At 74.2% G+C, this 23,020-nt stretch carries 20 protein-coding genes; 13 read left to right on the forward strand and 7 right to left on the reverse strand.

Features of this window, described 5'->3' with window-relative positions; genetic code table 11:
• Genes MILUP08_RS17880 through MILUP08_RS17905 form a run of 6 tightly spaced genes read left to right on the forward strand, consistent with a single transcriptional unit; the run spans position 1 to position 6,132 of the window.
• Entirely contained in the window at positions 1-1,110 is a 1,110-nt protein-coding gene (locus MILUP08_RS17880; protein ID WP_007460163.1) for an NAD(P)H-binding protein, read from the forward strand.
• Positions 1,107-2,312 (forward strand): Gfo/Idh/MocA family oxidoreductase, encoded by a 1,206-nt coding sequence (locus tag MILUP08_RS17885; protein ID WP_007460165.1) that lies wholly within the window; start codon positions 1,107-1,109, stop codon positions 2,310-2,312. Before MILUP08_RS17880 ends, MILUP08_RS17885 begins: the two co-directional genes overlap by 4 nt.
• Positions 2,309-3,085, forward strand: coding sequence for a thioesterase II family protein (locus MILUP08_RS17890; RefSeq protein WP_007460167.1), 777 nt, complete (start codon positions 2,309-2,311; stop codon positions 3,083-3,085). The genes MILUP08_RS17885 and MILUP08_RS17890 overlap by 4 nt, the downstream gene beginning before the upstream one ends.
• Positions 3,082-3,912: an FAD binding domain-containing protein gene (locus tag MILUP08_RS17895; protein ID WP_007460169.1), complete on the forward strand. Its 831-nt coding sequence runs from the start codon at positions 3,082-3,084 to the stop codon at positions 3,910-3,912. Before MILUP08_RS17890 ends, MILUP08_RS17895 begins: the two co-directional genes overlap by 4 nt.
• On the forward strand, positions 3,909-4,412 hold the full coding sequence (locus tag MILUP08_RS17900; protein WP_007460171.1) for a (2Fe-2S)-binding protein: 504 nt from the start codon (positions 3,909-3,911) through the stop codon (positions 4,410-4,412). Before MILUP08_RS17895 ends, MILUP08_RS17900 begins: the two co-directional genes overlap by 4 nt.
• A 28-nt stretch (positions 4,413-4,440) precedes the next feature.
• A complete protein-coding gene (locus MILUP08_RS17905; protein ID WP_007460173.1) occupies positions 4,441-6,132 on the forward strand; it encodes a carbamoyltransferase family protein in 1,692 nt (563 codons plus the stop codon).
• Positions 6,133-6,180: 48 nt separating this feature from the next.
• Here the strand turns inward: MILUP08_RS17905 and MILUP08_RS17910 are convergent, their stop codons facing one another.
• Both MILUP08_RS17910 and MILUP08_RS17915 read right to left on the reverse strand, forming a co-directional pair.
• Positions 6,181-6,681 carry a VOC family protein gene (locus MILUP08_RS17910; protein WP_007460175.1) on the reverse strand — a complete coding sequence of 167 codons (501 nt, stop codon included), beginning with the start codon at positions 6,679-6,681 and terminating at the stop codon, positions 6,181-6,183.
• Between the two features lie 11 nt (positions 6,682-6,692).
• Entirely contained in the window at positions 6,693-7,775 is a 1,083-nt protein-coding gene (locus MILUP08_RS17915; RefSeq protein ID WP_007460178.1) for a methyltransferase, read from the reverse strand.
• 59 nt (positions 7,776-7,834) lie between these two features.
• Here MILUP08_RS17915 and MILUP08_RS17920 point away from each other — a divergent pair, with 59 nt between their 5' ends.
• On the forward strand, positions 7,835-9,232 hold the full coding sequence (locus MILUP08_RS17920) for an LLM class flavin-dependent oxidoreductase (protein ID WP_007460180.1): 1,398 nt from the start codon (positions 7,835-7,837) through the stop codon (positions 9,230-9,232).
• 155 nt (positions 9,233-9,387) lie between these two features.
• Here MILUP08_RS17920 and MILUP08_RS17925 read toward each other — a convergent pair whose 3' ends face one another.
• Positions 9,388-10,539, reverse strand: coding sequence for an acyl-CoA dehydrogenase family protein (locus MILUP08_RS17925; protein ID WP_007460182.1), 1,152 nt, complete (start codon positions 10,537-10,539; stop codon positions 9,388-9,390).
• 92 nt (positions 10,540-10,631) lie between these two features.
• Here MILUP08_RS17925 and MILUP08_RS17930 point away from each other — a divergent pair, with 92 nt between their 5' ends.
• From MILUP08_RS17930 to MILUP08_RS17940, 3 genes are read left to right on the forward strand one after another with little or no spacing between them, the layout of a single operon-like run.
• A complete protein-coding gene (locus MILUP08_RS17930) occupies positions 10,632-12,365 on the forward strand; it encodes an AMP-binding protein (protein WP_007460184.1) in 1,734 nt (577 codons plus the stop codon).
• A 24-nt stretch (positions 12,366-12,389) separates the two neighbouring features.
• Positions 12,390-12,695: an acyl carrier protein gene (locus tag MILUP08_RS17935; protein WP_007460186.1), complete on the forward strand. Its 306-nt coding sequence runs from the start codon at positions 12,390-12,392 to the stop codon at positions 12,693-12,695.
• On the forward strand, positions 12,692-13,828 hold the full coding sequence (locus tag MILUP08_RS17940) for a class I SAM-dependent methyltransferase (protein WP_007460188.1): 1,137 nt from the start codon (positions 12,692-12,694) through the stop codon (positions 13,826-13,828). Before MILUP08_RS17935 ends, MILUP08_RS17940 begins: the two co-directional genes overlap by 4 nt.
• A 42-nt stretch (positions 13,829-13,870) precedes the next feature.
• Here the strand turns inward: MILUP08_RS17940 and MILUP08_RS17945 are convergent, their stop codons facing one another.
• Positions 13,871-15,463 (reverse strand): (2,3-dihydroxybenzoyl)adenylate synthase, encoded by a 1,593-nt coding sequence (locus MILUP08_RS17945; RefSeq protein WP_007460190.1) that lies wholly within the window; start codon positions 15,461-15,463, stop codon positions 13,871-13,873.
• A gap of 93 nt (positions 15,464-15,556) precedes the next feature.
• Between MILUP08_RS17945 and MILUP08_RS17950 the strand changes: the two genes are divergently transcribed.
• From MILUP08_RS17950 to MILUP08_RS17960, 3 genes are read left to right on the forward strand one after another with little or no spacing between them, the layout of a single operon-like run.
• Positions 15,557-16,594 carry a methyltransferase gene (locus MILUP08_RS17950; RefSeq protein ID WP_007460193.1) on the forward strand — a complete coding sequence of 346 codons (1,038 nt, stop codon included), beginning with the start codon at positions 15,557-15,559 and terminating at the stop codon, positions 16,592-16,594.
• Positions 16,595-16,603: 9 nt separating this feature from the next.
• On the forward strand, positions 16,604-17,626 hold the full coding sequence (locus tag MILUP08_RS17955; protein WP_007460195.1) for a methyltransferase: 1,023 nt from the start codon (positions 16,604-16,606) through the stop codon (positions 17,624-17,626).
• Between the two features lie 3 nt (positions 17,627-17,629).
• Positions 17,630-17,824 (forward strand): ferredoxin, encoded by a 195-nt coding sequence (locus MILUP08_RS17960; protein WP_007460197.1) that lies wholly within the window; start codon positions 17,630-17,632, stop codon positions 17,822-17,824.
• Positions 17,825-18,237: 413 nt separating this feature from the next.
• Here MILUP08_RS17960 and MILUP08_RS17965 read toward each other — a convergent pair whose 3' ends face one another.
• The 3 genes from MILUP08_RS17965 to MILUP08_RS17975 are packed head-to-tail and all read right to left on the reverse strand — an operon-like array spanning position 18,238 to position 22,942.
• On the reverse strand, positions 18,238-20,502 hold the full coding sequence (locus MILUP08_RS17965; RefSeq protein ID WP_007460201.1) for a xanthine dehydrogenase family protein molybdopterin-binding subunit: 2,265 nt from the start codon (positions 20,500-20,502) through the stop codon (positions 18,238-18,240).
• A gap of 23 nt (positions 20,503-20,525) precedes the next feature.
• Positions 20,526-21,734 carry a cytochrome P450 gene (locus MILUP08_RS17970; RefSeq protein ID WP_007460204.1) on the reverse strand — a complete coding sequence of 403 codons (1,209 nt, stop codon included), beginning with the start codon at positions 21,732-21,734 and terminating at the stop codon, positions 20,526-20,528.
• Positions 21,731-22,942 (reverse strand): cytochrome P450, encoded by a 1,212-nt coding sequence (locus MILUP08_RS17975; protein WP_039906201.1) that lies wholly within the window; start codon positions 22,940-22,942, stop codon positions 21,731-21,733. Before MILUP08_RS17975 ends, MILUP08_RS17970 begins: the two co-directional genes overlap by 4 nt.
• Positions 22,943-23,020 lie beyond the last annotated feature (78 nt).

The following is a 23,020-nucleotide window of genomic DNA, read 5'->3' on the forward strand; positions in this document are numbered from 1 at the left end:
ATGTCAGCGACGATCGCCCTGGTGGGTGCCACCGGCGGGGTGGGCCGGCACGCCCTGGCGCACCTGCTGGCCTGGGGCGTGGACGACGTCCGCGCCGGCGCCCGCGACCCCGCCCGGCTCGACGTCGACGATCCGCGGGTCCAGGCGCGCGCGGTGGACGTCACCGACCCGGCGAGCCTGGACGCGTTCTGCGCCGGCTGCCACACAGTCGTCAACTGCGCCGGGCCGGCTACCTCGATCGGCGACACGGTGGCCCGCGCGGCCGCCCGCTGCGGCGCCGACTACGTCGACGCGGCAGGTGACGACCCGCTGCACGCGGCGGTGTCCGCCCTGCCCGGGGCGACCGACCGGGTCGCGGTGCTCTCCGCCGGTCTGATGCCCGGCCTGTCCGGGCTGCTCCCCGCCCACCTCGCGGCCCAGGCGCCGGGGGCGCGGCGGATGACCGGGTACGTCGGCGGTCGCGACGGGTTCACGCCCGGCGCCGCCCTGGACTTCCTCGCCGCCGGCACCGCCGAGTACGGCGAGCCCTCGGCAGCGTGGCGTGACGGCGCGCGACGCAGTCACGCCCTCGCCGCCCGGGCGGAGGTGCCGGTGCCGTTCTTCGACGAGCCGGTGCTGGTGCAGCCGTACCTCAGCACCGAGACCGAGCGGCTCGCCCGCCGGCTGGGCCTGACCGACGTCGACTGGTGGTCGGCGTTCGCCGGTAGCCGGTTGCCGGCGGCGCTCGCCGCGGGCGCCCGCCGTGCGCGCGACGGCGCGACGGCGGCGCAGCTCGCCGACGCGGCGGCGCAGTTGTGCCGGGCGGCCGAGCTGGACACCTTCGGGCGGCCCCGCTACCAGCTTCTGGTGGTCGAGCTGACCGGCCCGGCGGACGCCCGCGTGCTGGTTTGTCGGGGGACCGGCGCGAACGGGCTCACCGGCGCGGCGGTCGCCCTGGGCGCCCTCGCGGTCGCCGCCGGCGACGTGCCACCGGGCGTGCACCACCTGGCCGAGGCGGTGGATCCGGACTGGGCGGTGGACCTGCTGCGCACCAGCCCGGCGGTCACGTCGCTGCGCGTCGAGGACGGCCCGTTGGGGTCGTACGACCTGATCGAGGAGGGGGTGGCGTGAAACCGAGAGTGCTTGTCGCCGGCACCAAGTTCGGCCAGGTGTACCTGCAGGCGTTCCGGCAGCCGGACTTCCCGTTCGAGCTGGCCGGGATCCTCGCCGGGGGCAGCGCCCGGTCGGCGGCCTGTGCCCGGCACTACGGGGTGCCGCTGTGGACCGGCGTCGCCCAGGTGCCCGAGGACGTGACGCTTGCCTGCGTGGTCATCCGTGGTGGCCTGCTGGGTGGGCAGGGCGGCGAGGTGGCCCGGGCGCTGATGCAGCGCGGCCTGCACGTGTTGCAGGAGCATCCGCTGCACCACGACGAGCTGGTCGAGTGCCTGCGCACCGCCGGCCGGGCCGGGGTCGTCTACCACCTGAACTCGTTCTACGTGCACACCGCTCCGGTGCGTCGGTTCCTCGCCGCGGCCCGGGCGCTGCTGGCCCGGCAGCCGGCCCGCTACGTCGACGCGGCCTGCGGGTTCCAGGTCGCGTACGCGCTGCTGGACATCCTCGGTCAGGCCCTCGGCGGCGTCCGACCGTGGGGCCTGGCCCCGGCGGTCGAGCTTCCCGAGCAGGTACGCCGGCTGTCCCGGGTGGACGTGCCGTTCCGCAGCCTCGACGGGGTGCTCGCCGGTGTGCCGTTGACGCTGCGGGTGCAGAACCAGATGGACCCGGCGGACCCGGACAACTACGCGCACCTGCTGCACCGGGTGACGATCGGCACCGAGGCCGGCAACCTGACCCTGGTCAGCACGCACGGGCCCACGGTGTGGAGTCCCCGGCCGGACTTCCCGCAGCAGGTGCAGGACCGGGGGGTGGGCCGGCCGCACTTCGCCGACGACGACGGCGCCGAACCGGACCACCTGGACGTGCCGAGCGCGCAGCCGCTGGCCGACACGGTCGCGCCCAGCTACCGCAGGGTGTTCGAGGAGGTGTGGCCGGCAGGTGTCGGGTACGCGCTGGGCAACCTGCACGCCGCGGCGCTGGGTGGGCAGAAGTTGGCCCGTCACGGCCAGTACCACCTGAGCCTGTGCCAACTGTGGCAGGACGTCACCGCCCGGCTCGGACCACCCGAGCTGGTGCACTCCGTACCGCCGCGGATGTTCGGGGCGTCCGACGTGGCCGACCTGGCCGACGCGGCGGCGAGGGCGGTCGATCCGCCGGCCGGTTCGTCGCCGGCGGACCCGTCGCGGGCCGGGGAACAGCCGGTCGGAGCGCGCCCGTGACCCCCGTGGCGCGGATGTGGCTGCGGTGCTTCCGGCCGCTGCGCTGGCCCGCGCTGCGGCTGGTCTGCTTCCCGCACGCCGGTGGCAACGCCGCGTTCTACCGGACGTGGTCGGCGCAGGTGCCCGACGACGTCGAGGTGCACGGCGTGCAGTATCCGGGCCGGATGGACCGGTCGGCGGAGCCGTTCGCGGCGGACCTGCCGAGCCTGGCCGAGGGCGTCGCGCAGGCGGTGCGGGAGCTGCCGGCCGACGCGCCTGTCGTCCTGTTCGGGCACAGCCTCGGCGCGTCGGTGGCGTACGAGACGGCCCGCCGACTGGACGGGCCGGGCAGCGTGCTGCGGGCGCTCGTCGTCTCCGGTCGCCCCGGGCCGGGCCGACTGCGGGCCACGAGCGTGCACCTGGCCGACGACGACACGCTGTGGGCGGAGACCGGACGCCTCGGCGGCACCGGCCGCGAGGCCCTCGACCACGAGGGGGTACGCGCCATCGCCCTGCCGGTGCTGCGCACCGACTACCGGATCGCCGAGACGTACCGCCCGGGACCACCCGTGCCGCTGCGCGCGCCGGTGCTGGCCTGCGTCGGCGCGGACGACCCGGAGGTCACCGCCGACGAGGCCGGTGACTGGGCGCTGCGCACCCGTGGCGGGTTCACGGTGCACACCTTCCCCGGCGGGCACTTCTACCTGCTGGCACGCCGCAACCAGCTCATCGACACCATCCTGCGGGCCACGCACCGCAGCCCGGTGCCCACCTGGTCGGCGGCCGGCCCGTGATCCCGGCGAGCCTGCACTACCACCGGGCCCGGGACCTCACCGAGGCGCTGGAGCTGCGCCAGGCGTACGGGGACCAGCTGCGGCCACTGGCCGGCGGGCAGTCGCTGCTGCCGGCGCTCAAGCTGCGCCGGGACCGGGTCGACACACTGCTCGACCTCGGCCGGGTCACCGAACTGTCGTACGTGGCGCACCGCGACGACCACCTGGCCGTCGGCGCGCTGACCCGCTACCACCTGCTGCTCGGCGACCCGCTTGTCGACAGGTACGCCCCGCTGTTGGCCGCCGCGGCCGCGGCGGTCGGTGACCCGCAGGTGCGGCACCTCGGCACCGTCGGCGGGGCGCTCGCCCAGGCCGACCCGGCCGCCGACCTGCCCCTGGCCCTGGTCGCGCTGGACGCCGTGGTGGTGTTGCGCAGCGCGACCGGAGCACGGCAGGTGCCCGCCGCCGAGCTGGCGGTCGCGCCCGGCGTGACGGTGTGCCGACCCGACGAACTCGTCACCGAGGTTCGGGTGCCGCTGCCCGGCCCGGCGCGGTGGCGCTACCTGACGTTCGCGCGGCCGGCGTTGGAGTGGTCGGTGGTGGCCGTCGCCGTCGCCGACTCCCGGGTGGCGCTGGCCGGGATGGGTCCGACCATCCGGCGGGCGTACGGGGTCGAGGCGGCCCTCGCCGAGGGCGCCGGTGTCACGGTCGCAGCGGCGCGCGCCGACGAGGGATGCGACCCGCCCGACGACGTACGGGCCTCGGCCGCGTACCGGCGGCACCTCAGCCGGGTGCTGGTGGCCCGCGCCCTGACCGATTCCGGCACGACGGTGGAGGAGCCACGATGAGCATCGACGCCCAGCCCGGTACGACGACAGTCGCCGTCACCGCCACCGTCAACGGCCGCCCGGAGAACCGCCGGGTGCCGGCGCGGACCCTGCTGGTCCACCTGCTGCGCGAGGAGTTGGGGCTGACCGCCGCGACGGTGGGCTGCGACACCACCTCCTGCGGCGCCTGCACGGTGCTGCTCGACGGACGGTCGGTCAAGTCGTGCACCCTGCTGGCCGCGCAGGCCGACGGCGCCGACATCCGTACCGCCGAAGGGCTCGCCGACGGCGACCGGCTGCACCCGGTGCAGGAGGCGTTCGGGGAGCACCACGCGTTGCAGTGCGGCTTCTGCACCCCGGGGATGGTCCTCGCGGTGGTGAGCCTGCTCCAGGAGAACCCGGGGCCGCTCACCGAGCACGACGTGCGGCACGCCCTCAAGGGCAACCTGTGCCGCTGCACTGGCTACCACAACATCGTCCGTGCCGTGCTCGCCCTCGACGGGGCCCGACGGGCCGGATGACCGCCAGAGACCGGAAGGGAGGCCGACCATGTCGGCGCGTTACGTACTCGGGGTGAACATCGGCTTCCACGACTCCAGCGCCGCGCTGGTCCGCGACGGCGCGCTCTGCGCCCTGGTCGAGCAGGAACGGGTCAGCCGCCGCAAGCACGCGGTGGGCCAGCCGCCCGCCGAGGCGGTCGCCGCGTGCCTGGCGATGGCGGGCATCAGCGCGCGGGAGGTGGACACCGTCGCCATCGGCTGGGACTTCCGGGACATCCCGCTGGGCCGCAACCGACGATTCACCACCGAGGGGCTGCGAGCGATGCTCTTCCCCGACGACGAGGACCTGACCATGCCGGCGGTCCGCTGGGTGCCGCACCACGTCGCGCACGCGGCAAGCGCCGCGTACAGCTGCGACTGCGACGAGGCCGCGGTCCTGGTCCTGGACGGCGCCGGTGAGACGCAGTCGACCTCGTTCGGCAGGTACGCCGACGGCGAGATCGAGATCCTGCGCGAGTGGCCCGTCGAGCAGTCGCTGGGCTTCTACTACAACGCCGCCGCCGAGTGGGCCGGGTTGGGCTACTGGGGCACCGGCAAGCTGATGGGCCTCGCCGCCTACGGCAGACCCGGTCCGGGCGCGCCCGTGCGACCCGTGGCGGGCGGGTACGAGCTGGTCCGCGGCACGCCCACCGCCGAGGTTCCCAGCCGACGGGCCGCGACACTCGGCCCGCTGATGGCGTACTACCCGGCCGTCGCCGAGTCGCTCAAACCCGAGTTCGGCAAGCTGTTCCCGTACGCGCCGCGCACCGGCGAGGAACCCATCGCGTACGCGGACTTCGCCGCGACGATCCAGCAAGGGCTGGAGGAGACGGTGCTGTCCCTGGCGGCAGACCTGCGTCGGCGGGTCGACACCCCGGTGCTGGCGCTCGCCGGCGGGGTGGCGATGAACTGCACCATGATCGGTGTGCTGGTCCGCAGTGGACTCTTCGACCGCGTCTACGTCCCGCCGGTGCCCACCGACGCGGGGGTTTCCCTGGGGGCGGCGCTCGTCGCGGCGCGGGAGTGCGGGGAGTTCACGCCCACCCGCATCGACCACGCGTACTGGGGTCAGCCGATCACCACGGAGGCCGGTGAGGCGGCCGCCGCGCGCGCCGGCATGGTGCACCGCCGCCTCGGCGACGACGAGTTGGCCCGCTCCGTGGCCGGTGAACTGGCCAGGGGTCGGATCGTGGGCTGGGCGCGCGGCCGGGCGGAGATCGGGCAACGGGCGCTCGGCGCCCGCAGTCTGCTTGCCGATCCGCGGTCCCGGCGCAACCTGGAACGCCTCAACGTGCTCAAGGGCCGGGAGATGTGGCGCCCGGTGGCGCCGAGCATCCTCGCCGAGCACGTGTCGGACCTGATCGAGGGGCCGGTCGGCGAACCGTCGCGGTTCATGCTTGCCGCCGCGTCGCTGCGCCCGGACGCCCGGCTGCGGGTGCCGGCGGTGACCCACGTGGACGGCTCGGCCCGCCCGCAGACCGTGCACCGCGACACCAACCCCGGCTACTGGGCGCTCATCGAGCAGTTCCGGCAGCTCACCGGCGTGCCGGCGGTGGTCAACACGTCGTTCAACCTGGCCGGTGACCCGATCGTGAACTCGGCCGCCGACGCGGTCGACACCTTCGTACGCGCCAAGGAGATCGACCTGTTGGTGCTCGGCGACGCGGTGGTGGCCCGCAGCGAAGCGGACCTGCCGTCCTGACGTGCGAAGGGGCCGCCCGACCGGGCGGCCCCTTCGTGTCGGGCAGGGTCAGGCGCGGGTCGACTGGCGGTTGTTGCGCCACACCTGGCGGAGCCGGTCGACGAAGAAGTCCCGGTTCACCCAGTAGAACTCCAGCCAGATGTTGTCCGGGTCGCGCAGCCAGATCTGCGATCCCGCCTCGTGCTTCGAGGTGGTGATGCCGGAGTGCGCCACGCCGACGGCGTCCAGGTGGGTCACCCACTCGTCCAGGTCGCCGCGCTCGGGCACGTGGTAGGCCAGGTGGTGCAGCCCCGGGCGCCGCTCGTCGAAGCGGTCGCCGTCGGTGGGGCGGTCGCCGTCGACGTCGGTCTCGGGCGGGCCCTCGACGCAGCCCAGCACCACCGAGGCGAACGACGCCGTGTGCAGCAGGGTGCGGAAGCGGAAGCCGGACTCGGGTGGGGTGACGTCGTTGACCACCACCATCTCGAACACCGAGCAGTAGAACGCGGTGCTGCGTTCCAGGTCGACGACTGTGAGGTTGATGTGGTTCCGACCGTCCAGGCGTGGCATCGCCGGCCTCCTCAGGCCGTCCGGCCGGCCGCCGCGACGGCAGGTCTGCCGGTGGCCCGGTCGCCGTCGGGCGCGGGCACCGCCGGCACGGCCTCCAGGACCGACATCGACGAGGTCGGTGTGATCCGCGCCAGCCGGAAGCCGGCGTCGTCGAGCAGCGCGCGGAACTCCGGCTCGGTGCGGGTCCGCCCGCCGAAGAGGGCGAGCGCCTTGACGTCCATCACCTTGCCGGTGTCGTCGTGGTTGCCGTAGCGGCTGACCGACTCGACGATTACCACTCGGCTGTCGGGCCGGGCGGCGGCGCGCACGTTGCGCAGGATCGCGGTGGCCTGCTCGTCCGGCCAGTCGTGGATGATCGTCTTGAGCAGGTACACGTCGGCGCCCTCGGGCAGCGGGTCGAAGAAGCTGCCGCCGCGGACCTCGCACCTGTCGGCGACACCCGCGCGGGCCAGCACGTCCGGCGCCTCGGTGACCACGTGCGGCAGGTCGAGCAGGATCGCGTGCAGCTCGCGGTGGCGGGTGAGCAGGCCGGCGACGAAGGTGCCGTGGCCGCTGCCCACGTCCACGAGTGTCCGGGCCGTGCGCAGATCCAGCGCCGGCGCCACGGTGCGCAGCACGAACGGGTTGACGCTCTCGGCCGACCGCTCGAACCGGACGCACTCGTACGGGTGGTCGGCGAAGTGGTCGTAGTAGCGCGTCCCGCCGTGCACGTGCCCGAACGCGGTCTCGCCGGTGCGCAGGCTGTGCGTCAGGCGGGCCCACGAGTAGATGTCCGGTGGCATGAGAGGGAAGCACTCGCGTACCGAGAACGGGTGGTCGCTGCGCAGCGGCTCGGCCAGCGGGGTGAGCCCGAAGACCTCGGGCGTGACCTCGGTGAAGATGCCCCGGCCGGCCAACGCGCGCAGGCCACGGGTCAACGCGGCGGGGTCGGCGCCGACGCGGCGGGCCAGCACGTCCACCGGCAACGGACCCTCGATGAGCTGGTCGGCGACCGCGAGGTCACACATGACCCGGATGGTGAACGGAACGATGTAGTCGGCCAGTTCGGTGAGGCGGGTGACCGACGCGAGGTCGATGCGAGGCGTCACGGGCATGCCCGTACCGTATCCGGTCGAGCGTTGCGATACCAGATAGCATACGAGACACTTGATACGTGCATCTGAATCTGTTCACCCAGTGCTCGCCGTCGCCGCAGTTCAAGGGGTTCTGGCGGCACCCCGCCGACCGCAGCGCCACCGGCTACCGCGACCTCGGCTACTGGGTCGAGCTGGGCCGCCGGCTGGAGGCCGCCTGCCTGGACGCGCTCTTCTTCGCCGACGTGCACGGCACCTACGACGTCTACCAGGGCTCCTGGCGGGCGGCCGTGCGGCACGCCGTGCAGATCCCGTCGATCGACCCGCTGCTCGTGCTGCCGGCGATCGCGGCCACCACCTCCCGGCTGGGCCTCGCCGTCACCTACTCGACGACGTACCACGCCCCGTACGAGTGCGCCCGGGTGTTCAGCTCGCTTGACCACCTCACCGGCGGACGGATCGCCTGGAACATCGTCACCTCGTATCTGCGGTCCGCGTCGGCGAACGGGCTCGGCTCGTACCTGGACCACGACGAGCGCTACGACCGGGCCGACGAGTACGTCGAGGTCGCCCGCCGGCTCTGGGAGGAGAGCTGGGACGACGACGCGGTCCGGCGCGACGTCGCCGCGAACGTCTTCACCGACCCGGACCGGGTACGCGAGATCGGCCACGACGGGCGCTGGTTCTCCGTGCGGGGGCCGCACCAGTGCGAGCCGTCGCCGCAGCGCACCCCGGTGCTCTACCAGGCCGGCGCGTCCGGGCGGGGGATGACGTTCGCGGCCCGGCACGCCGAGGTCGTCTTCCTGACCATGGCGGAGCCGGCCAGCGGCGCGTCGCAGGTGGCCCGGCTGCGCGCCGAGGTGGCCGCCCACGGGCGCGACCCGCGCTCCGTCAAGGCGTTGCAGGGCAGCATGGTGATGGTCGCACCGACCAGGGCGGAGGCCCGCCGGCGGGCCGAGGAGTACGTGGCGCTGTGGAGCGGCGAGGGTCAGCTCGCCAAGTGGTGCGGCTGGATGGACGTGGACCTCGCGGCCTACCCGGACGAGACGCCGGTGGCCGAGATCGCCGGGCAGGGCAGCCAGAGCTTCGTGGGCTTCCTGCGCCGACTCGGGCCCGAGCGCACCTGGACGGTCGGCGACGTGCGCTACCTGGTGGCCACGGCCCGCCGGCCCCGCACCGGCGCGCCGGTGACCCTCTTCGGCACGGTCGAGCAGGTCGCCGACCGGATGGAGGAGTGGTGCGCGGTGGCCGACGTGGACGGTTTCAACCTCATCCCCTGCCCGACGACCCAGGGCATCGACGACATCTGCGACCTGCTGGTGCCGGAGTTGCAGCGGCGTGGCCTGTTCCGCACCGCGTACGACCCGGCCGAGCGGACCCTGCGGGAGCGCTACTTCGGCGCCGGCGCGCCCGTGCCGGCCCGGGTGCCGGCCCGGGACACGCAGGCACCGGCCGAACCCGCAGCCGCACGCGGCTGACGGGCCGCCTCGGCCGCGCGCTGCTCGCGTGCGCCACGGTCAGAACGCCATGCTCAGAGCAGCGCCGCGGTCAGGGCAGCGCCGCGGTCAGAACGGCGCCGCGGTCAGAGCAGCGCCGCGGTCAGAGCAGCGCTGAAGTCGGAACATTCCGCCGGTCAGAACATCGTGGTGTCGACGTCGGCGCCGGACAGCAGGGCGCCGACCGTGGCGTAGCTGTCGCGGCTGTTGACGAAGTGCTGCGTCGCGGTGTTGATGTCGCGCAGCCGACGTTGCAGCGGCGAGGAGTCGAACACGGTCGACGCGCCGGCCAGCGCGTACGCCGTCTGCACGGCCTGGAGTGCCGTGGCCGTGACCTGCGTGGCGGTGGCGCGCAGGCAGGCGCGGTCCAGCGCGCTGAGCACCTCGCCGCGCCGGGCGGTCTCCCAGGCCCCGGCCGCCTCGCGGTGCAGCAGCGCCCGGGCCGCGCGCAGGGCCACGTGGGCCTCGCCGAGTCGGTCGTGGAACACCGGGGAGTCGGCAAGCGGCCGGGTGCTGAACGTCCGGCGGCGGCCGGCGGCGGCGTGGGCCGCCGCGTCGTGCACGGCCCCCTGCGCGATGCCCAGGTCGACAGCCGCGATGAGCAGTCCGGCCTGCGCGATCCGGAAGACGGTGCGGCGCACGTCGTCGCCGTCGCCGACCAGGCTGAAGCCGCGGTGTTCGGGACAGGTGCGGCCGGCCGCCCGCACGTCCTGGCTGGCCGTGCCGCGCAGGCCCAGCACCTGCCAGGTGTCGACCAGCTCCAGCTCGCCGGCGGGGAAGAGCACCATCCGGGTCAGCGGAGCCCCGTTGGGCAGGGTCCGGGGGGTCCGACCGTCGAGCACGATGCAGTTCAGGTAGATCCAGCTCGCCTGCGGGCTGCCGGTCACGAACGGCCACTGGCCGCTGACCCGCCAGCCGCCCGCCCCGTCCGGGGCGGCCCGGCCCTTCGGCGCGACCGCTCCGGCGCCCAGCACGTCCGGGCCGTTCGCGTAGATCTCGTCGCGTGCGGCGTCGGCGAAGCAGGCGAACAGCAGGTGCGCCAGGCCGACCTGGCCGATCAGCCAGCCGGTGGAGGCGTCCGCCGTGGACAGCCGCTCGATGACGCGCAGCGCCTCGGCAAGCGGCAGGTCGGCGCCACCGTACGCGGCCGGCACCAGCATCCGCAGGCAGCCCACCGCGCTCAGCTCGGCGAGAACGTCCTCGGGGACCCGGCCCGCCCGGTCAATCTCGGCCGCCCGCTCGGCGAGCGCGGGGAGCAGTCCGTCGACGCGGGGAAGCGTACTGGTCACGGTTGGACTCTATCGCCTTCCTCGTATCTTGTTTAGCCTTGTATCTGCTATCAATCTCGGATAGACGTATCGGGGGAGGAGGTGACGGGCCGATGACCGAACGCGCCGTGGCGGAATCGCCGCTGCTGAGCTGGCTGGAGCGTCCCCGGCAGGACCGGGGTGTGCACTTCGCCGCCGGCGGCGACGACTGGACCTTCCTGTCGTACGCCGAGCTGGCCGACCGGACCCGGGTGCTCCTGGCCGGCCTGCGGGCGGTCGGGGTGACGCCGGGTGACGTGGTGTCCATCGTCGAACCCGCCGGCCCCGACTTCGTCGCCACGCTGTTCGCCGCGATGGCCGCCGGGGCGGCGCCCTCGCCGATCGCCCCGCCGCTGAACTTCCAGGACCGCGCGGTCTACGGCGAACACGTGTCGGGTCTCCTGCGCGCCGCCGCACCGCGGGTGGTGGTCTGCGCGGCCACCCTCACCACCGCCATCGCGCCGCTTGCCGAAACCGCCGGGGTCCCGCGCGTGCTGAGCGCCGACGAGCTGGCCGACGCCGCCGGCGGGTCCCGGGGCGCGGTCGCGGATCCCGGCCCGCTGGCCCTGTTGCAGTTCACGTCCGGCTCCAGCGGCCGCGCCCGCGGCGTGCAGGTGCCGCACGCCGCGCTGGCCGCCAACGTCGCGGCGATCCGGCGGTGGCTCGCGATGACCCCCGACGACCCGACCGCGTCCTGGCTGCCGGTGCACCACGACATGGGTCTCATCGGCTGCCTGGTCACCCCGGTGGTCAACACCAGCGACCTGTGGCTGATGCCGCCGGAGGAGTTCGTCCGCAACCCCGGGCGCTACCTGCGCTGCTTCGGGGCACGGGGCGCGCGCCTGACCTCGATGCCGAACTTCGGGTTGGAGTACATCGCCCGCCGCGTCCGTCCCGAGGCGCTGACCGGGTTGGACTTCTCCGCCTGGCGCGCGGTCATCGTCGGCGCCGAGCGCGTCGACGCCGAGGCGCTGCGCCGCTTCTGCGCGCTGCTCGGCCCGCACGGCTTCGACCCGCGCGCGCTGCTGCCCGCGTACGGGCTGGCCGAGGCGACCCTGGCCGTCACCGGGCTGCCGCTCGACGAGCTGTACCACGCCGTCGAACTGCGCCCCGACCGACTGCGGCTGGGCGCGCGGGCCGTCGGTGACCCGGCCGAGCCGGTCGACGTGGACGACGGCGGCGAGGCGTACCCGGTGGTGGGCTGCGGCCGGCCGCTGACCGGGGTGCGGGTGCGGATCGTGGACGAGGCCGGCACGCCGCTTCCGGACGGGATGGTCGGCGAGATCGAGGTGCACGGCCCGTCCGTCGCCCAGGGGTACGTCAACGAGGCCGACTCGGCGTCGCAGACCGCGCTGGGCGGTGGGGTGCTGCGCACCGCCGACGCCGGGTTCCTGCACGACGGGCAGTTGCACGTGCTGGGCCGGCTCGGCGACAGCATGAAGGTACGCGGCCGGGCGGTCTTCGCCGAGGACCTCGAGTGGGCCATCTGCCGCCCCGGGGTGCCGGCGCAACGGATGGCCGCGCTGCTGGGCCACCGCGCCGGCACCGCGACAGTGGTGGCCGTCTTCGAACAGGCCCAGCCGGAGTGGCTGGCCCAGGCGGAGCGCGAGCTGCGCCGCCGGGCGGAGGGCGCGCAGGTGGTCATCGTGGACGCGCCACGCGGCACCATCGCCCGCACCTCCAGCGGCAAACCCAAACGACGCCAGCTGTGGCAGGCGTTCGTCGACGACCGGCTGCCCGGCACCGTGGTCACCACGGGACCGGCCGGTCGGTCCGACCAGACCGAGCACACGACGACGGCGTCCTGAGGGACGTTCGGACAGGAGGCGGGAATGACCGACGCGACCAGGTCGACGACAGCCGAGGTACGGACCGAGGCGGAGGTGCGTGATTCGGTGACGGCGATCGTCACCGAGCTGGCGCCCAACCCGGAGCAGACCGAGGGGGCGGGTGACTCGCGGCTGGTCGAGGACCTCGGCTTCCACTCCCTCGCGCTGCTGGAGTTGGCCTTCACCCTGGAGGACGAGTTCGAGCTGCCACCTATCGACGAGACGACGGCCCGCAAGATCGTCACGATCGACGCGGTGGTGGAGCACGTGAAGGACATCCTGCGCTCGCGCGGCGAGCTGGCCAGTTGACCGGCCGCCCGGGGCACGCGCCGGGCACGGCGACACTGCGCCCGCCGCCGCCCGGCGAGCCGGACCAGCGGGCCCGGGCGTTGTCGCTGCGGCTGTTCCTGGCCATGCTGCACACCCAGGAGCTGCTGGCCGGTTACCTGGGCGCCCGGCTGGGGCTGTACGAGGCACTGGATCGTGGCCCGGCCGACGTGGCCGAGCTGTGCGCGCGTACCGGGATCGACCCCCGGTACGCGCGCGAGTGGCTGGAACAGCAGGCGGTCGCCGGGTTCGTCGACGTGGACGACGTGACGGCCGCCCCCGAGCGGCGGGTCTACCGGCTACCGCCGGGGCACGCCGAGGTGCTGCTCGCCTCGGACAGCCCGCTGTCGCTGGTGTCGCTGACCATGCTGCCGCTGGGCGGGGTGGCCGGCGCGTTGCCGGCGCTGCTGGAGGCGTACCGCACCGGCGCCGGCGTGCCCGACGACGTGTACGGCGACGACTGGCGGCACGGGCACTCGGGCGCCAACCGGGCGCTGTTCACGTACTCCCTGCCCGGGTGGCTCGCCACGGCGCTGCCGCAGCTCCACCAGCGGCTCGCCGCCGCGCCGAGCCGGATCGCCGACATCGGCTGCGGCGCGGGCTGGGCGGCGATCGCGCTGGCCCGGGCGTACCCCCTCGCCGAGGTCGACGGCTACGACCTGGACGCGCCGACGGTGGCCGCGGCGCAGGCGAACGCCGCGTCCGCCGGCGTCGCCGACCGCGTGCGGTTCCATCGGCGCGACGCCGCGGATCCGGAGCTGGCCGGCCGGTACGACCTGGTCTGCGTGTTCGACGCGTTGCACGAGATGAGCCAGCCGGTGTCGGTGCTGGCGGCCTGCCGGCGGCTACGCGCCGACGGTGGCGCGGTGCTGGTGCTCGACGCCAAGGTGGCGCACCGGTTCGTCGCACCCGGCGACGAGGTCGAGCGTTTCCAGTACGCCACGAGCGTGCTGCACTGCCTGCCGGCCGGTCTGGCCGCGCCGAACTCCACGGCCAGCGGCACGGTCCTGCGGCCCGCGCAGGTCCGCCGCTTCGCCACCGGGGCCGGCTTCGCCGACGTGCAGATCGTGCCGGTGGACGACCGGTTCCACCGGCTGTACCACCTGACCGGCTGAAGCGGGGCGGGGGAGGGCGGCGACGCCTTCCCCCGCCCCGCTTCAGCCCGCCAGCTCGGCGCCGAGCGCCCGCTTGTCCACCTTGCCCACCGCCGTGTGCGGCAGCGCCGTGCGCAGCTCCAACCGGTCGGGCAGCTTGTACGCGGCCAGCCCGCGGTCGGTGAGGAAGTCGCGTAACTGCCCCAGCGTGGGGGCGTCGGCGCGGGGCACCACCACCGCGCAGGTCTTCTCGCCCAGGACCCGGTCGGGGACGGCGAGCACGGCGACCTCGCGGACCGCCGGGTGGGCGAGCAGGTGCTCCTCGACCTCGCCGGCCGGGACCTTCTCGCCGCCCCGGTTGACGACCTCCTTGATCCGGCCGACCACGACCAGCTCACCCGTCGGCGTCCAGCGGACCAGGTCCCCGGTGCGCAGGAAGCCGTCGGGGGTGAAGGTGTGCGCGTTGTACTCGGGCACCCGGTAGTAGCCGCGCAGGGTGGTCGGGCCGCGCACGGTCAGCTCACCCACCTCGCCGGCCGCGACCTGCCGGCCGTCCTCGTCGACGACCCGGAACTCGTCGTCGGCCGACAGGGCACGGCCCTGGGTGTGCGCGGCCAGCTCCGGCGGGTCGTCCGGGCGGGTGCAGCAGATCGGGCCCTCGGCCATGCCGAAGAAGTGCGTCAGGCGGATCCCCAGCTCCCGGGTCACCCGGTCGGCCACCGCGGGACTGAGGTTGGCGCCGCCGACCTCGACCACCAGGCCGCTGAGGTCGGCGCCGAGCACCGGCGCGAGGTCGGCCCACAGCGGCAGGAAGGGCGGCATCAGCGTGGTCAGGGTGACCCGCTCGCGGGCGATCAGCCGGAACGCCTCGTCGGGGCTGGGACTGCCGGCCAGCACGGCAGTGGCGCCGACCCGCAGCGCGCCGAGGACGCCGGGGCAGCCGAGCGCCGCGTTGTGGGCCACCGGCAGCGCCGCGAGGTAGACCCCGTCCGGCCCGAAACCCATCGCCGCGGCCGTCGCCCGAAGCTGGTACGCGTAGTCGTCGTGGGTGCGGGGGATCAGCTTCGGCAGGCCTGTCGAGCCGCCGGAGAGCAGGAAGAACGCGACGTCCGACGGGTCCGGGGCGGGCAGCGGCACCGGCTCGGCGTCCACCTCGGACAGGGCGGTGAACTCGCCCGGGTCGCCGACGACGAACACCTCCCGCAGCGACGGCGTCTCGGCGCGGACGTCGGCGGCGAGCTTGCGCAGGTCGTACCCCTGGACCTGGTCGACGGTCACGTACGCGACCGCCTCGGTGTGCGCGCACAGGTGGCCGATCTCGGCGCGCCGGTGCGCGGGCAGGGCCAGCACGGGCAGCGCGCCCAGGCGGAACAGGGCCAGGCACAGCACCACGAACTCGACGCGGTTGGGCAGTTGGACCACCACGCGGTCGTGCCGGCCGATGCCGTGGGCGCGCAGCCCGGCGGCCATCCGGTCGGCCCGGCGGTCGAGGTCGCCGTAGGACACCCGTCGGTCGCCGGTGACAAGCGCGACGCGCTCCGGGTCTGTCCGCGCCCACTCCCGGCCCAGGTCGGCGAGGGACTCGCCGCGCCAGTAGCCCTGCGCGCGGTAGCGCTCGGCCAGCTCCCGCGGCCAGCTCACACATCCGTCCAGCATCCTGTGCCTCCCGTGACGACGGTGACAGCGACCCGATCACAAGCTAGTGTGCAGATACACGAGATACAAGACACGTGATAGTGGAGGCGGTTGATGCTGGCGGCGCGGCCCCGTACCGACCTCGGTGCGCTGACCCGGCTCACCGAACTCGCCGACTACATCGTGCCGTTCACCATCCGGGTGATCGCCCACCTGGGCGTCGCCGACCAGCTCGCCGACGGGCCACGGCCGGTCACCGAGCTGGCCGAGGCCACCGGCGCGCACGCGCCGTCGCTGCTGCGCGCCCTACGCGCGCTCGCCGGCAAGGGCATCTTCACCGAGGTCGAACCCGAGGTGTTCGGCCTGACGAAACTCGCCGAACCGCTGCGCACCGACCACCCGCTGTCGCTGCGCGACGCGTACCCCCTGATGGCCGCGGACGTGCGCGCCTGGGCCGGGCTCGGCGACTGCCTGCGCACCGGCGAGGCCGCCTTTCCCCGGATCCACGGCGCCGACTACTGGTCCTACCTGGCCGGGCATCCCGCCGACAGCCTCGCCGTCGACCGCTGGATGTCCAGCCTGACCCGGCTGCACCTGCGGACCGTCCTGCCGGCGTGGCCGTGGGCGCAGGCCCGGCAACTCGTCGACGTGGGCGGTGGCGACGGCGCGTTCCTGGCCGGCCTGCTGCGCCGCTGCCCGCACCTGCACGGCACCCTGCTCGACCTGCCCCACGTGGTGTCCGCCGCGCCGGCGCTGCTCGCCGAGGCCGGGGTGGCCGACCGGTGCCGGATCGTGGCGGGCAGCTTCTTCGACCCGCTGCCGGCCGACGCCGACCTGTACGTACTCAAGACGATCCTGCCCGGCTGGGACGACGCCGACGCCACGGCCATCCTGCGCCGGATCGCCGCGGCCATGGGCCCGCAGAGCCGGCTGCTGCTGCTGGAAGCGATCATCCCCACCGGCGACGTCTTCGACGTCGCCAAGCTCGTCGACCTGCACACCCTGGTGCTCACCGGCGGTCGGCACCGCACCCGCGACGACCTCGTCGACCTGTTGGCCGGCGCCGGCCTGCGGCTGGACCGGATCGTCGCCACGCCCACCCTCACCGTGATCGCCGCCGGTCCCGCCGGGCCGCAGCTGACATCCCCCTAGGAGGAATCGATGGCCCCGAGCCGACCCCGGATCGACATCGAGTCGGTGTTCCGACTGACCGAGCTGGCCGACTACATCGTGCCGTTCACCGTGCGCGCGGTCGCCGAGCTGGGCGTCGCCGACCAGCTCGTCGACGGGCCACGGCCGGTCACCGAGCTGGCCGAGGCCACCGGCGCGCACGCGCCGTCGCTGCTGCGCGCCCTACGCGCGCTCGCCGGCAAGGGCATCTTCACCGAGGTCGAACCCGAGGTGTTCGGCCTGACGAAACTCGCCGAGCCGCTGCGCACCGACCACCCGCTGTCCCTGCGCGACGCGTACCCGCTGCTCGAGCCGGACATCGAGGCGTGGGCACACTTCGACCACAGCATCCGCACCGGGCAGGCGTCGTTCGACCAGGTCCACCCCGAGGGCTACTGGCCGTACATGGCCGCCCACCCGCACGACAGCGCCCGCTTCGACGCCTCCCAACAGGCCGCCACCCGACTCGAGCTGCGGGCCGCGCTGCCCGCGTACCCCTGGGGTGAGCTGAGCACTGTGGTCGACGTCGGCGGCGGCAACGGCGCCTTCCTCGGCGGCATCATGGCCCGCTTCCCGCAGTTGCAGGGCACCCTGTTCGACCTGCCGCACGTGGTCGCCGAGGCCGAACCGGTGCTGCAGAAGCTCGGCGTGGCCCAGCGGTGCACGGTGACCGGCGGCAGCTTCTTCGAGACCATCCCGGCGGGCGCGGACGCGTACCTGCTCAAGCGGATCCTCTACGGCTGGGACGACGACAACGCCGTACGGCTGCTGACGGCCGTGCGGGCGGCGATGCGGCCGGACAGCCGGCTGCTGGTGCTGGAGCCGGTGGTCGAGGCCGGCGACCGCTTCGACGTGGGCCGCCTCTACGACCTGCTCCTGCTGGCCATGGTCGGCGGTGGCGCCCGCTCCCGCGAGCACATCGAACGGCTGCTGGACGCCGCCGACCTGCGGCTGGGACGCAGCGTGCCCACCATGATGTTCCCCATCCTCGAGATCGTCCCGAAGGAGGCGTGAGCGATGCGACTGGTCGTGGACTTCTCCCGCTGTGAGAGCAACGCGGTCTGCGTGGGGCAGGCGCCGGAGGTGTTCGACGTCGGCGACGACGACCGTCTGCACATCACCGAACAGCCGCTGGAAGGCTCGCTTGCCAACCGGGTACGCGAGGCCGCACGCCGCTGCCCGAAGCAGGCGCTGTCCGTCGTGGACGACTGAGGAGGCACCCCCTCCCGGCCTGCCCGGCGCCGGAACCGGATGTCGGGCGCAGGGGGTACAACTGCGCATCGGGTCCTTTGCTCTGCTTCAACCCACGCTACGAAAACGGGCCTGGACTGTTGCGTCCGTTGAAGCAGAGCAAAGGGGCGACCGGAGCATCCCTCGCCCGCTGCCCGTAGCCGCCCGCAGGGCGGGGCCACGGAGAGGATTCATGGTGGCTGGTGTCTGCTTCGCTACTGCGAGTGCGGAACTGGGGCGTGAAGCGGCCGAGATGGGGAGCCTTCGCGGAGCGCACGAAGACTGCGGCCCGTTGGTCGAGTTGCAGAACCGCTTCCGCAGCGGCGAGCCGTGCGGTGATCAAGTGATGAGAAGTAGGTCAGGAACGCTCCGGGCAGCTACTTTTCATCACTTGATCAAGCCGGCACCGAGCTGGGTCGGTTCGTCGCCTCCTGGATGGCCGTCCAGACCCGCTCGGCGGTCACCGGCATGTCGATGTGTCGTACGCCCAGGTGGCGGACGGCGTCGACCACGGCGTTCTGCACCGCCGGCGGGAACCCGACCGCCCCCGACTCGCCCAGGCCCTTGGCGCCCAGCGCGTTCACCGTAGTGGGGGTCTGCGTCGCCACCGTCTCGAAGGAGGGCAGCTCGGCCGCGCCGATCATGGCGTAGCGGTGCAGGTCACCGTGCAGGGGCGTGCCGTCGGCGGCGAAGCGGACCTCCTCCACCAGCGCCTGACCGGCGCCCTGCGCGAGGCCGCCGTGCACCTGCCCCTCGGCCAGCAGCGGGTTGAGCAGCACTCCCGCGTCGTCCACGGTCAGCACCCGCCGCAGGGTCACCTGGCCGGTCTCGGTGTCCACAAGCACCACCGCCAGGTGCGCGCCGAACGGGCAGGTCGCGGCCGTCGGCTGGAAGTTCGCCTCCGCGGACAACGCGCCGTCGGCGGCCAGCTCGGTCCAGTAGACGACGTGCCCGGCGGTCGAGCGGAACCGTCCCGCCGTGTACTCCACGTCGTCGCGGGGCACGCCCAGGTGTACGGCCGCCGCGTCCCGCCCCCGCTCCACCAGGGCCAGGGCGGCCTCGCGGACCGCCATGCCGCCGGTCTGCAACGACCGGGACCCGCCGGTGCCACCGCCGGCGGCGACAGTCGCGGTGTCGGAGTGGCGGACGTCGACGCGGTCCAGCGCCACGGCGAGCACGTCGGCGGCGAGCATCGCCCAGGCGGTGACGTGGCCCTGCCCGTGCGGGCAGGTGCCCGAGTGGACGGTGAACCGGCCGGTGTCGTCGACGCGGATCGAGGCGTACTCGCTGCGGGTGTCCGCGCCGGTGATCTCCACGAAGGTGGACAGGCCGATGCCGAGCTGCTCGACGTCGCCGCGTTCGCGGCGGGCCGCCTGCTCGGCGCGCAACGCCGGGTAGTCGGCCTCGGCGAGCACCCGTTCGAGCGCCGCCGGGTAGTCGCCGGTGTCGTAGCGGGCCCGGGTCACAGTCGTCACCGGGAAGCTCTCCGGTGGCAGCAGGTTGCGCCGGCGTACCTCGGCCGGGTCCAGGCCGATCTCCGCCGCGTACACGTCGACCATCCGCTCCAGCGCGGCGACGGCCTCCGGCTGCCCGGCGCCCCGGTACGACACCACGGGCGTGGTCGTGGTGGTGACGCTCGACGAGCTGAACTTCGCCCGGCTGATCGCGTACGGGCCGGTGAGCATCGTGCGGGTCCAGAACGGCAGGATCGCGCCGATGCGCGGGTAGGCCCCGGCGTCCTGCACGATCTCCAGCGCGTACGACACGATCCGCCCGTCGCGGGTGCCGCCCAGCTCGGCGCTCTGGTGCTGGGCGCGGCCGTGCCCGGCGGCGGTCATGCTCTCGCTGCGGGTCTCCGCCCAGCGCACCGGCCGGCCGAGTCGACGGCTGGCCCAGGCGACGAGGACGTCCTCCCGGCTCGCGAACGCCTTGGAGCCGAACGCCCCGCCGACGTCGCCGTTGAACACCTGGACCCGGTCCTCCGGCTCACCGAGGGCCGCCGCGAGCTGGTTGCGCCACAGGTGCACGGCCTGGCTGCCGGCGCGGTAGCGCAACCCGTCCGGCCCCCACTCGGCCTGCCCGGCGCGGGCTTCCAGGGGGCACGGCGCGACCCGGGGGTTGCGCATCCGCTGGCGGACGACCACCTCGGCGCCCTCGTGCAGCTCGGCACGCCCGGCCGGGCGCCGGAAGCCCAGCTTGAGCACCATGTTCGTGCCGGCCTCGGGGTGCAGCACCCGCTCGTCGGCGAGTGCCTCCTCCACGTCGACCAGGGCCGGCAGTGCCTCGATGTCGGCCGCGACGAGGGCGGCGGCGTCGACCGCCTCGGCGCGGCTGGTCGCCAGCACCGCGGCGACGGGTTCGCCGACGAAGCGCACGACGCCGTCGGCGAGCACCGGGGTGGTCATCTTCTGGTTGAGCACCCCGGCCTCGGGCGGCAGCGGCGGCAGGTCCACGTCCGTCGCCGTGAACACCGCGACCACGCCGGGCGCCCGGCGGGCGGCGTCGGTGTCCACGCCCCGCAGCCGGCCGTGGGCCACGGTCGAGCGGACGACGACCAGCTCCAGCGAGCCGGGCACCCGTACGTCGTCGACGTAGGTGCCGCCGGTGGTGAGCAGGGCACGGTCCTCGGTGCGGCGGACCGGTCGGCCGATCAGTGACATCTGCGACTCCAGGTTCCGCCGGGTCAGGCGGGGGTGACGGCGAGTGGGATCGACGCGTACGACCGGAAGAGGGCGCTGGGCTCGCGGACCGGATCGGCGGCCAGCTCGATGCCGGCGAGCCGACGCGCGAGCCGCTCGAAGACGACAGCTCCCTCGATGCGGGCCAGCGCGGCGCCGAGGCAGCCGCGCACACCGCCGCCGAAGCCGACGTGCGGGTTGGGGTGGCGGCCGATGTCGATGCGGCCCGGGTCCGGAAACACGTCCTCGTCGTGGTTGGCGCAGCCGAGCAGGAGAAAGACCGACCGGCCGGGCCGGATCACCCGGTCGCCGACCGGGATCGGCGCCAACGCCAGCCGCGCCGTGTACTGGATCGGGGAGTCGAACCGGACGAACTCCTCGGCGGCGGTGGCGGAGAGCGACGGGTCGGCGCGCAGCCGACGCCACTCGTCGGGCCGGTCGGCCAGGGCGATGCTGCCGGTGCAGACCATGTTCATGGTCGTCTCGTAGCCGGTGAAGCAGAGGAAGACGATGTTGTCGACGACCTCCTCGATCCCCTCGGCGGGGTCGGCCACGGCGAGCATCCGGTCGAGCAGGTCGCCGCCGAGGTCGGCGTGCCGGTCGGCGAGCAGGTCGCGGACGTACCCGCGCAGCCAGGCCAGCGCCTCGTCGGCCGCGGCGCGGTCGGCCTCGGGCAGGAACGGGGTGAAGGCCCGGCCCAGGGCCGCCGAGCGGGGCCAGACCTCGGCCCGGGTGCGCGCCGCCGGCAGGCCGATGAGTTCGCACACGACTGTCGCGGCGACCGGGAACGCCAGGTCGGCCACGGCGTCCATTCGCCCGGTGTCCAGCGCCGGGGCGAGCAGCTCGTCGACGAGGTCCCCGACGCGGCTCGCGGTGCGCCGGGCCACGCCGGGGCTGAACGCGCGGACGATCTGCTGGTGCAGCCGGCTGTGGTCGTCCGGGTCGCGGGTGGGGATGATGCGGCGGAACACCTCGCGGGAGAGGTCCTGTGCCATCCGGAACTGCGGGTCGTCCTCCGGGAAGGTGTTGCTCAGCCGGCGGTCGCGCAGCAGCGCGGCCACGTCCCGGTGCCGGGTCACGCCCCAGCTCGCCGGCCCGAAGCGGCACAGCGGACCGGCCGCCCGCATCCGCGCGTACGTCGGGTAGGGGTCGGCGACGACCTCGGGCGCGAGCGGGTCCATCCGCGCCGGCAGGACGCGGCCGGCCGGGCTCACGGCCGCACCGCCACGGGCACGCTGGCGTACGAGCGCAGCGTCCCGTCGGTCTGCCGGTGGGCCGGGCCGGCCGGGGTCAGCGTGCCGAACGTGCGCAGCAGGGTCTCGAACGCGACCTGCGCCTCCACCCGGGCGAGGTAGCCGCCGAGGCAGTGGTGGATGCCGCCGCCGAAGGACAGGTGCGGGTTCTCCGCGCGGGTGATGTCGAGGCGGTCCGGCGCGGCGAACTGGTCGGGGTCGCGGTTGGCGCTGCCGAGCAGCAGGATCAGCACCCGCCCGGCGCGGATGGTGCGGTCGCCGACGTCCAGATCCTCCCGGGCGAGGCGGGCGACGCCCTGGATCGGGGCGTCGTAGCGCAGGAACTCCTCCACCGCCCGGGGGGTAAGGGTCGGGTCCGACCGGAGCAGGGCGAGCTGGTCGGGGTGGTCGAGCAGGGCCGCCACCCCGGTGGCGATCAGGTTGGTGGTGGTCTCGAAGCCGGCGAAGAAGGCGAAGACCGCGTTGTCCACGATCTCGTCGTGGTCGAGCACGGCGCCGTCGTCGTCGGTCGCGGCCAGCATCCGCGACAGCAGGTCCTCGCCGGGTTCGGCGCGACGCCTGTCGAGGATGTCGCCGAGGTAGCCGCGCAACCACTCGACCGCCCGGTCGGCGGCGGGACGGTCATCGTCGGGCACGATCGCGGCGAACGCCTTGCTCAGGTCCAGCGCGTACGGGCGGATGCGCTCGTGGTCGGCCGGTGGGATGCCCATCAGGGCGCAGACCACCATCACCGGCAGGGGAAAAGCGAGATCCGAGACCGCGTCGAAGCCTCCGGTGCGGGTCGCCGGGGCCAGCAGCTCGGTGACCATCTGCTCGATCCGGGGGCGCAGCCGGCGGACCAGGGCGGGGCTGAACGCCTTGGCCATCAGCCGGCGCAGCCGGCCGTGCTCCGGCGGGTCGCGGTAGAGGATGATGCTGCCGAAGAAGTCGCCGGCCGCGCCGTCACCTGCCGACATCCGGTGGTAGGCCGCCGGGAACTCGCTGCCCAGGCGCGGGTCGCGGACCAGCCGGGCGACGTCGGCGTAGCGGGTGACACCCCAGCTGCCCGGGCCCATCCGGCACAGCGGGCCGGCCGCGCGCAGCGCCGCGTAGGTGGGATAGGGGTCGGCCAGCACGGCGGGGTCACGGGCGTCGAATCTCGGCGGCATGCCGGTACGGGCCGAGGTCATGCCCGCCAGTATGCTCAACCAAAGATACAAGAAACAAGTACTTCCGAGATACGCGAAACACTATTAGGCTTCCGAGCC

Origin of the sequence: Micromonospora lupini str. Lupac 08 (assembly GCF_000297395.2) — a bacterium.
GTDB lineage: Bacteria > Actinomycetota > Actinomycetes > Mycobacteriales > Micromonosporaceae > Micromonospora > Micromonospora lupini.

Coding starts and splice junctions, on each gene's coding strand:
- MILUP08_RS17965 (WP_007460201.1), bottom strand. CDS start 20,502: ATGTCACTGATCGGCCGACCGGTCCGCCGCACCGAGGACCGTGCCCTG.
- MILUP08_RS17915 (WP_007460178.1), bottom strand. CDS start 7,775: ATGCCCGTGACGCCTCGCATCGACCTCGCGTCGGTCACCCGCCTCACC.
- MILUP08_RS17905 (WP_007460173.1), top strand. CDS start 4,441: ATGTCGGCGCGTTACGTACTCGGGGTGAACATCGGCTTCCACGACTCC.
- MILUP08_RS17960 (WP_007460197.1), top strand. CDS start 17,630: ATGCGACTGGTCGTGGACTTCTCCCGCTGTGAGAGCAACGCGGTCTGC.
- MILUP08_RS17975 (WP_039906201.1), bottom strand. CDS start 22,942: ATGACCTCGGCCCGTACCGGCATGCCGCCGAGATTCGACGCCCGTGAC.
- MILUP08_RS17945 (WP_007460190.1), bottom strand. CDS start 15,463: ATGCTGGACGGATGTGTGAGCTGGCCGCGGGAGCTGGCCGAGCGCTAC.
- MILUP08_RS17910 (WP_007460175.1), bottom strand. CDS start 6,681: ATGCCACGCCTGGACGGTCGGAACCACATCAACCTCACAGTCGTCGAC.
- MILUP08_RS17935 (WP_007460186.1), top strand. CDS start 12,390: ATGACCGACGCGACCAGGTCGACGACAGCCGAGGTACGGACCGAGGCG.
- MILUP08_RS17950 (WP_007460193.1), top strand. CDS start 15,557: ATGCTGGCGGCGCGGCCCCGTACCGACCTCGGTGCGCTGACCCGGCTC.
- MILUP08_RS17880 (WP_007460163.1), top strand. CDS start 1: ATGTCAGCGACGATCGCCCTGGTGGGTGCCACCGGCGGGGTGGGCCGG.
- MILUP08_RS17900 (WP_007460171.1), top strand. CDS start 3,909: ATGAGCATCGACGCCCAGCCCGGTACGACGACAGTCGCCGTCACCGCC.
- MILUP08_RS17930 (WP_007460184.1), top strand. CDS start 10,632: ATGACCGAACGCGCCGTGGCGGAATCGCCGCTGCTGAGCTGGCTGGAG.
- MILUP08_RS17955 (WP_007460195.1), top strand. CDS start 16,604: ATGGCCCCGAGCCGACCCCGGATCGACATCGAGTCGGTGTTCCGACTG.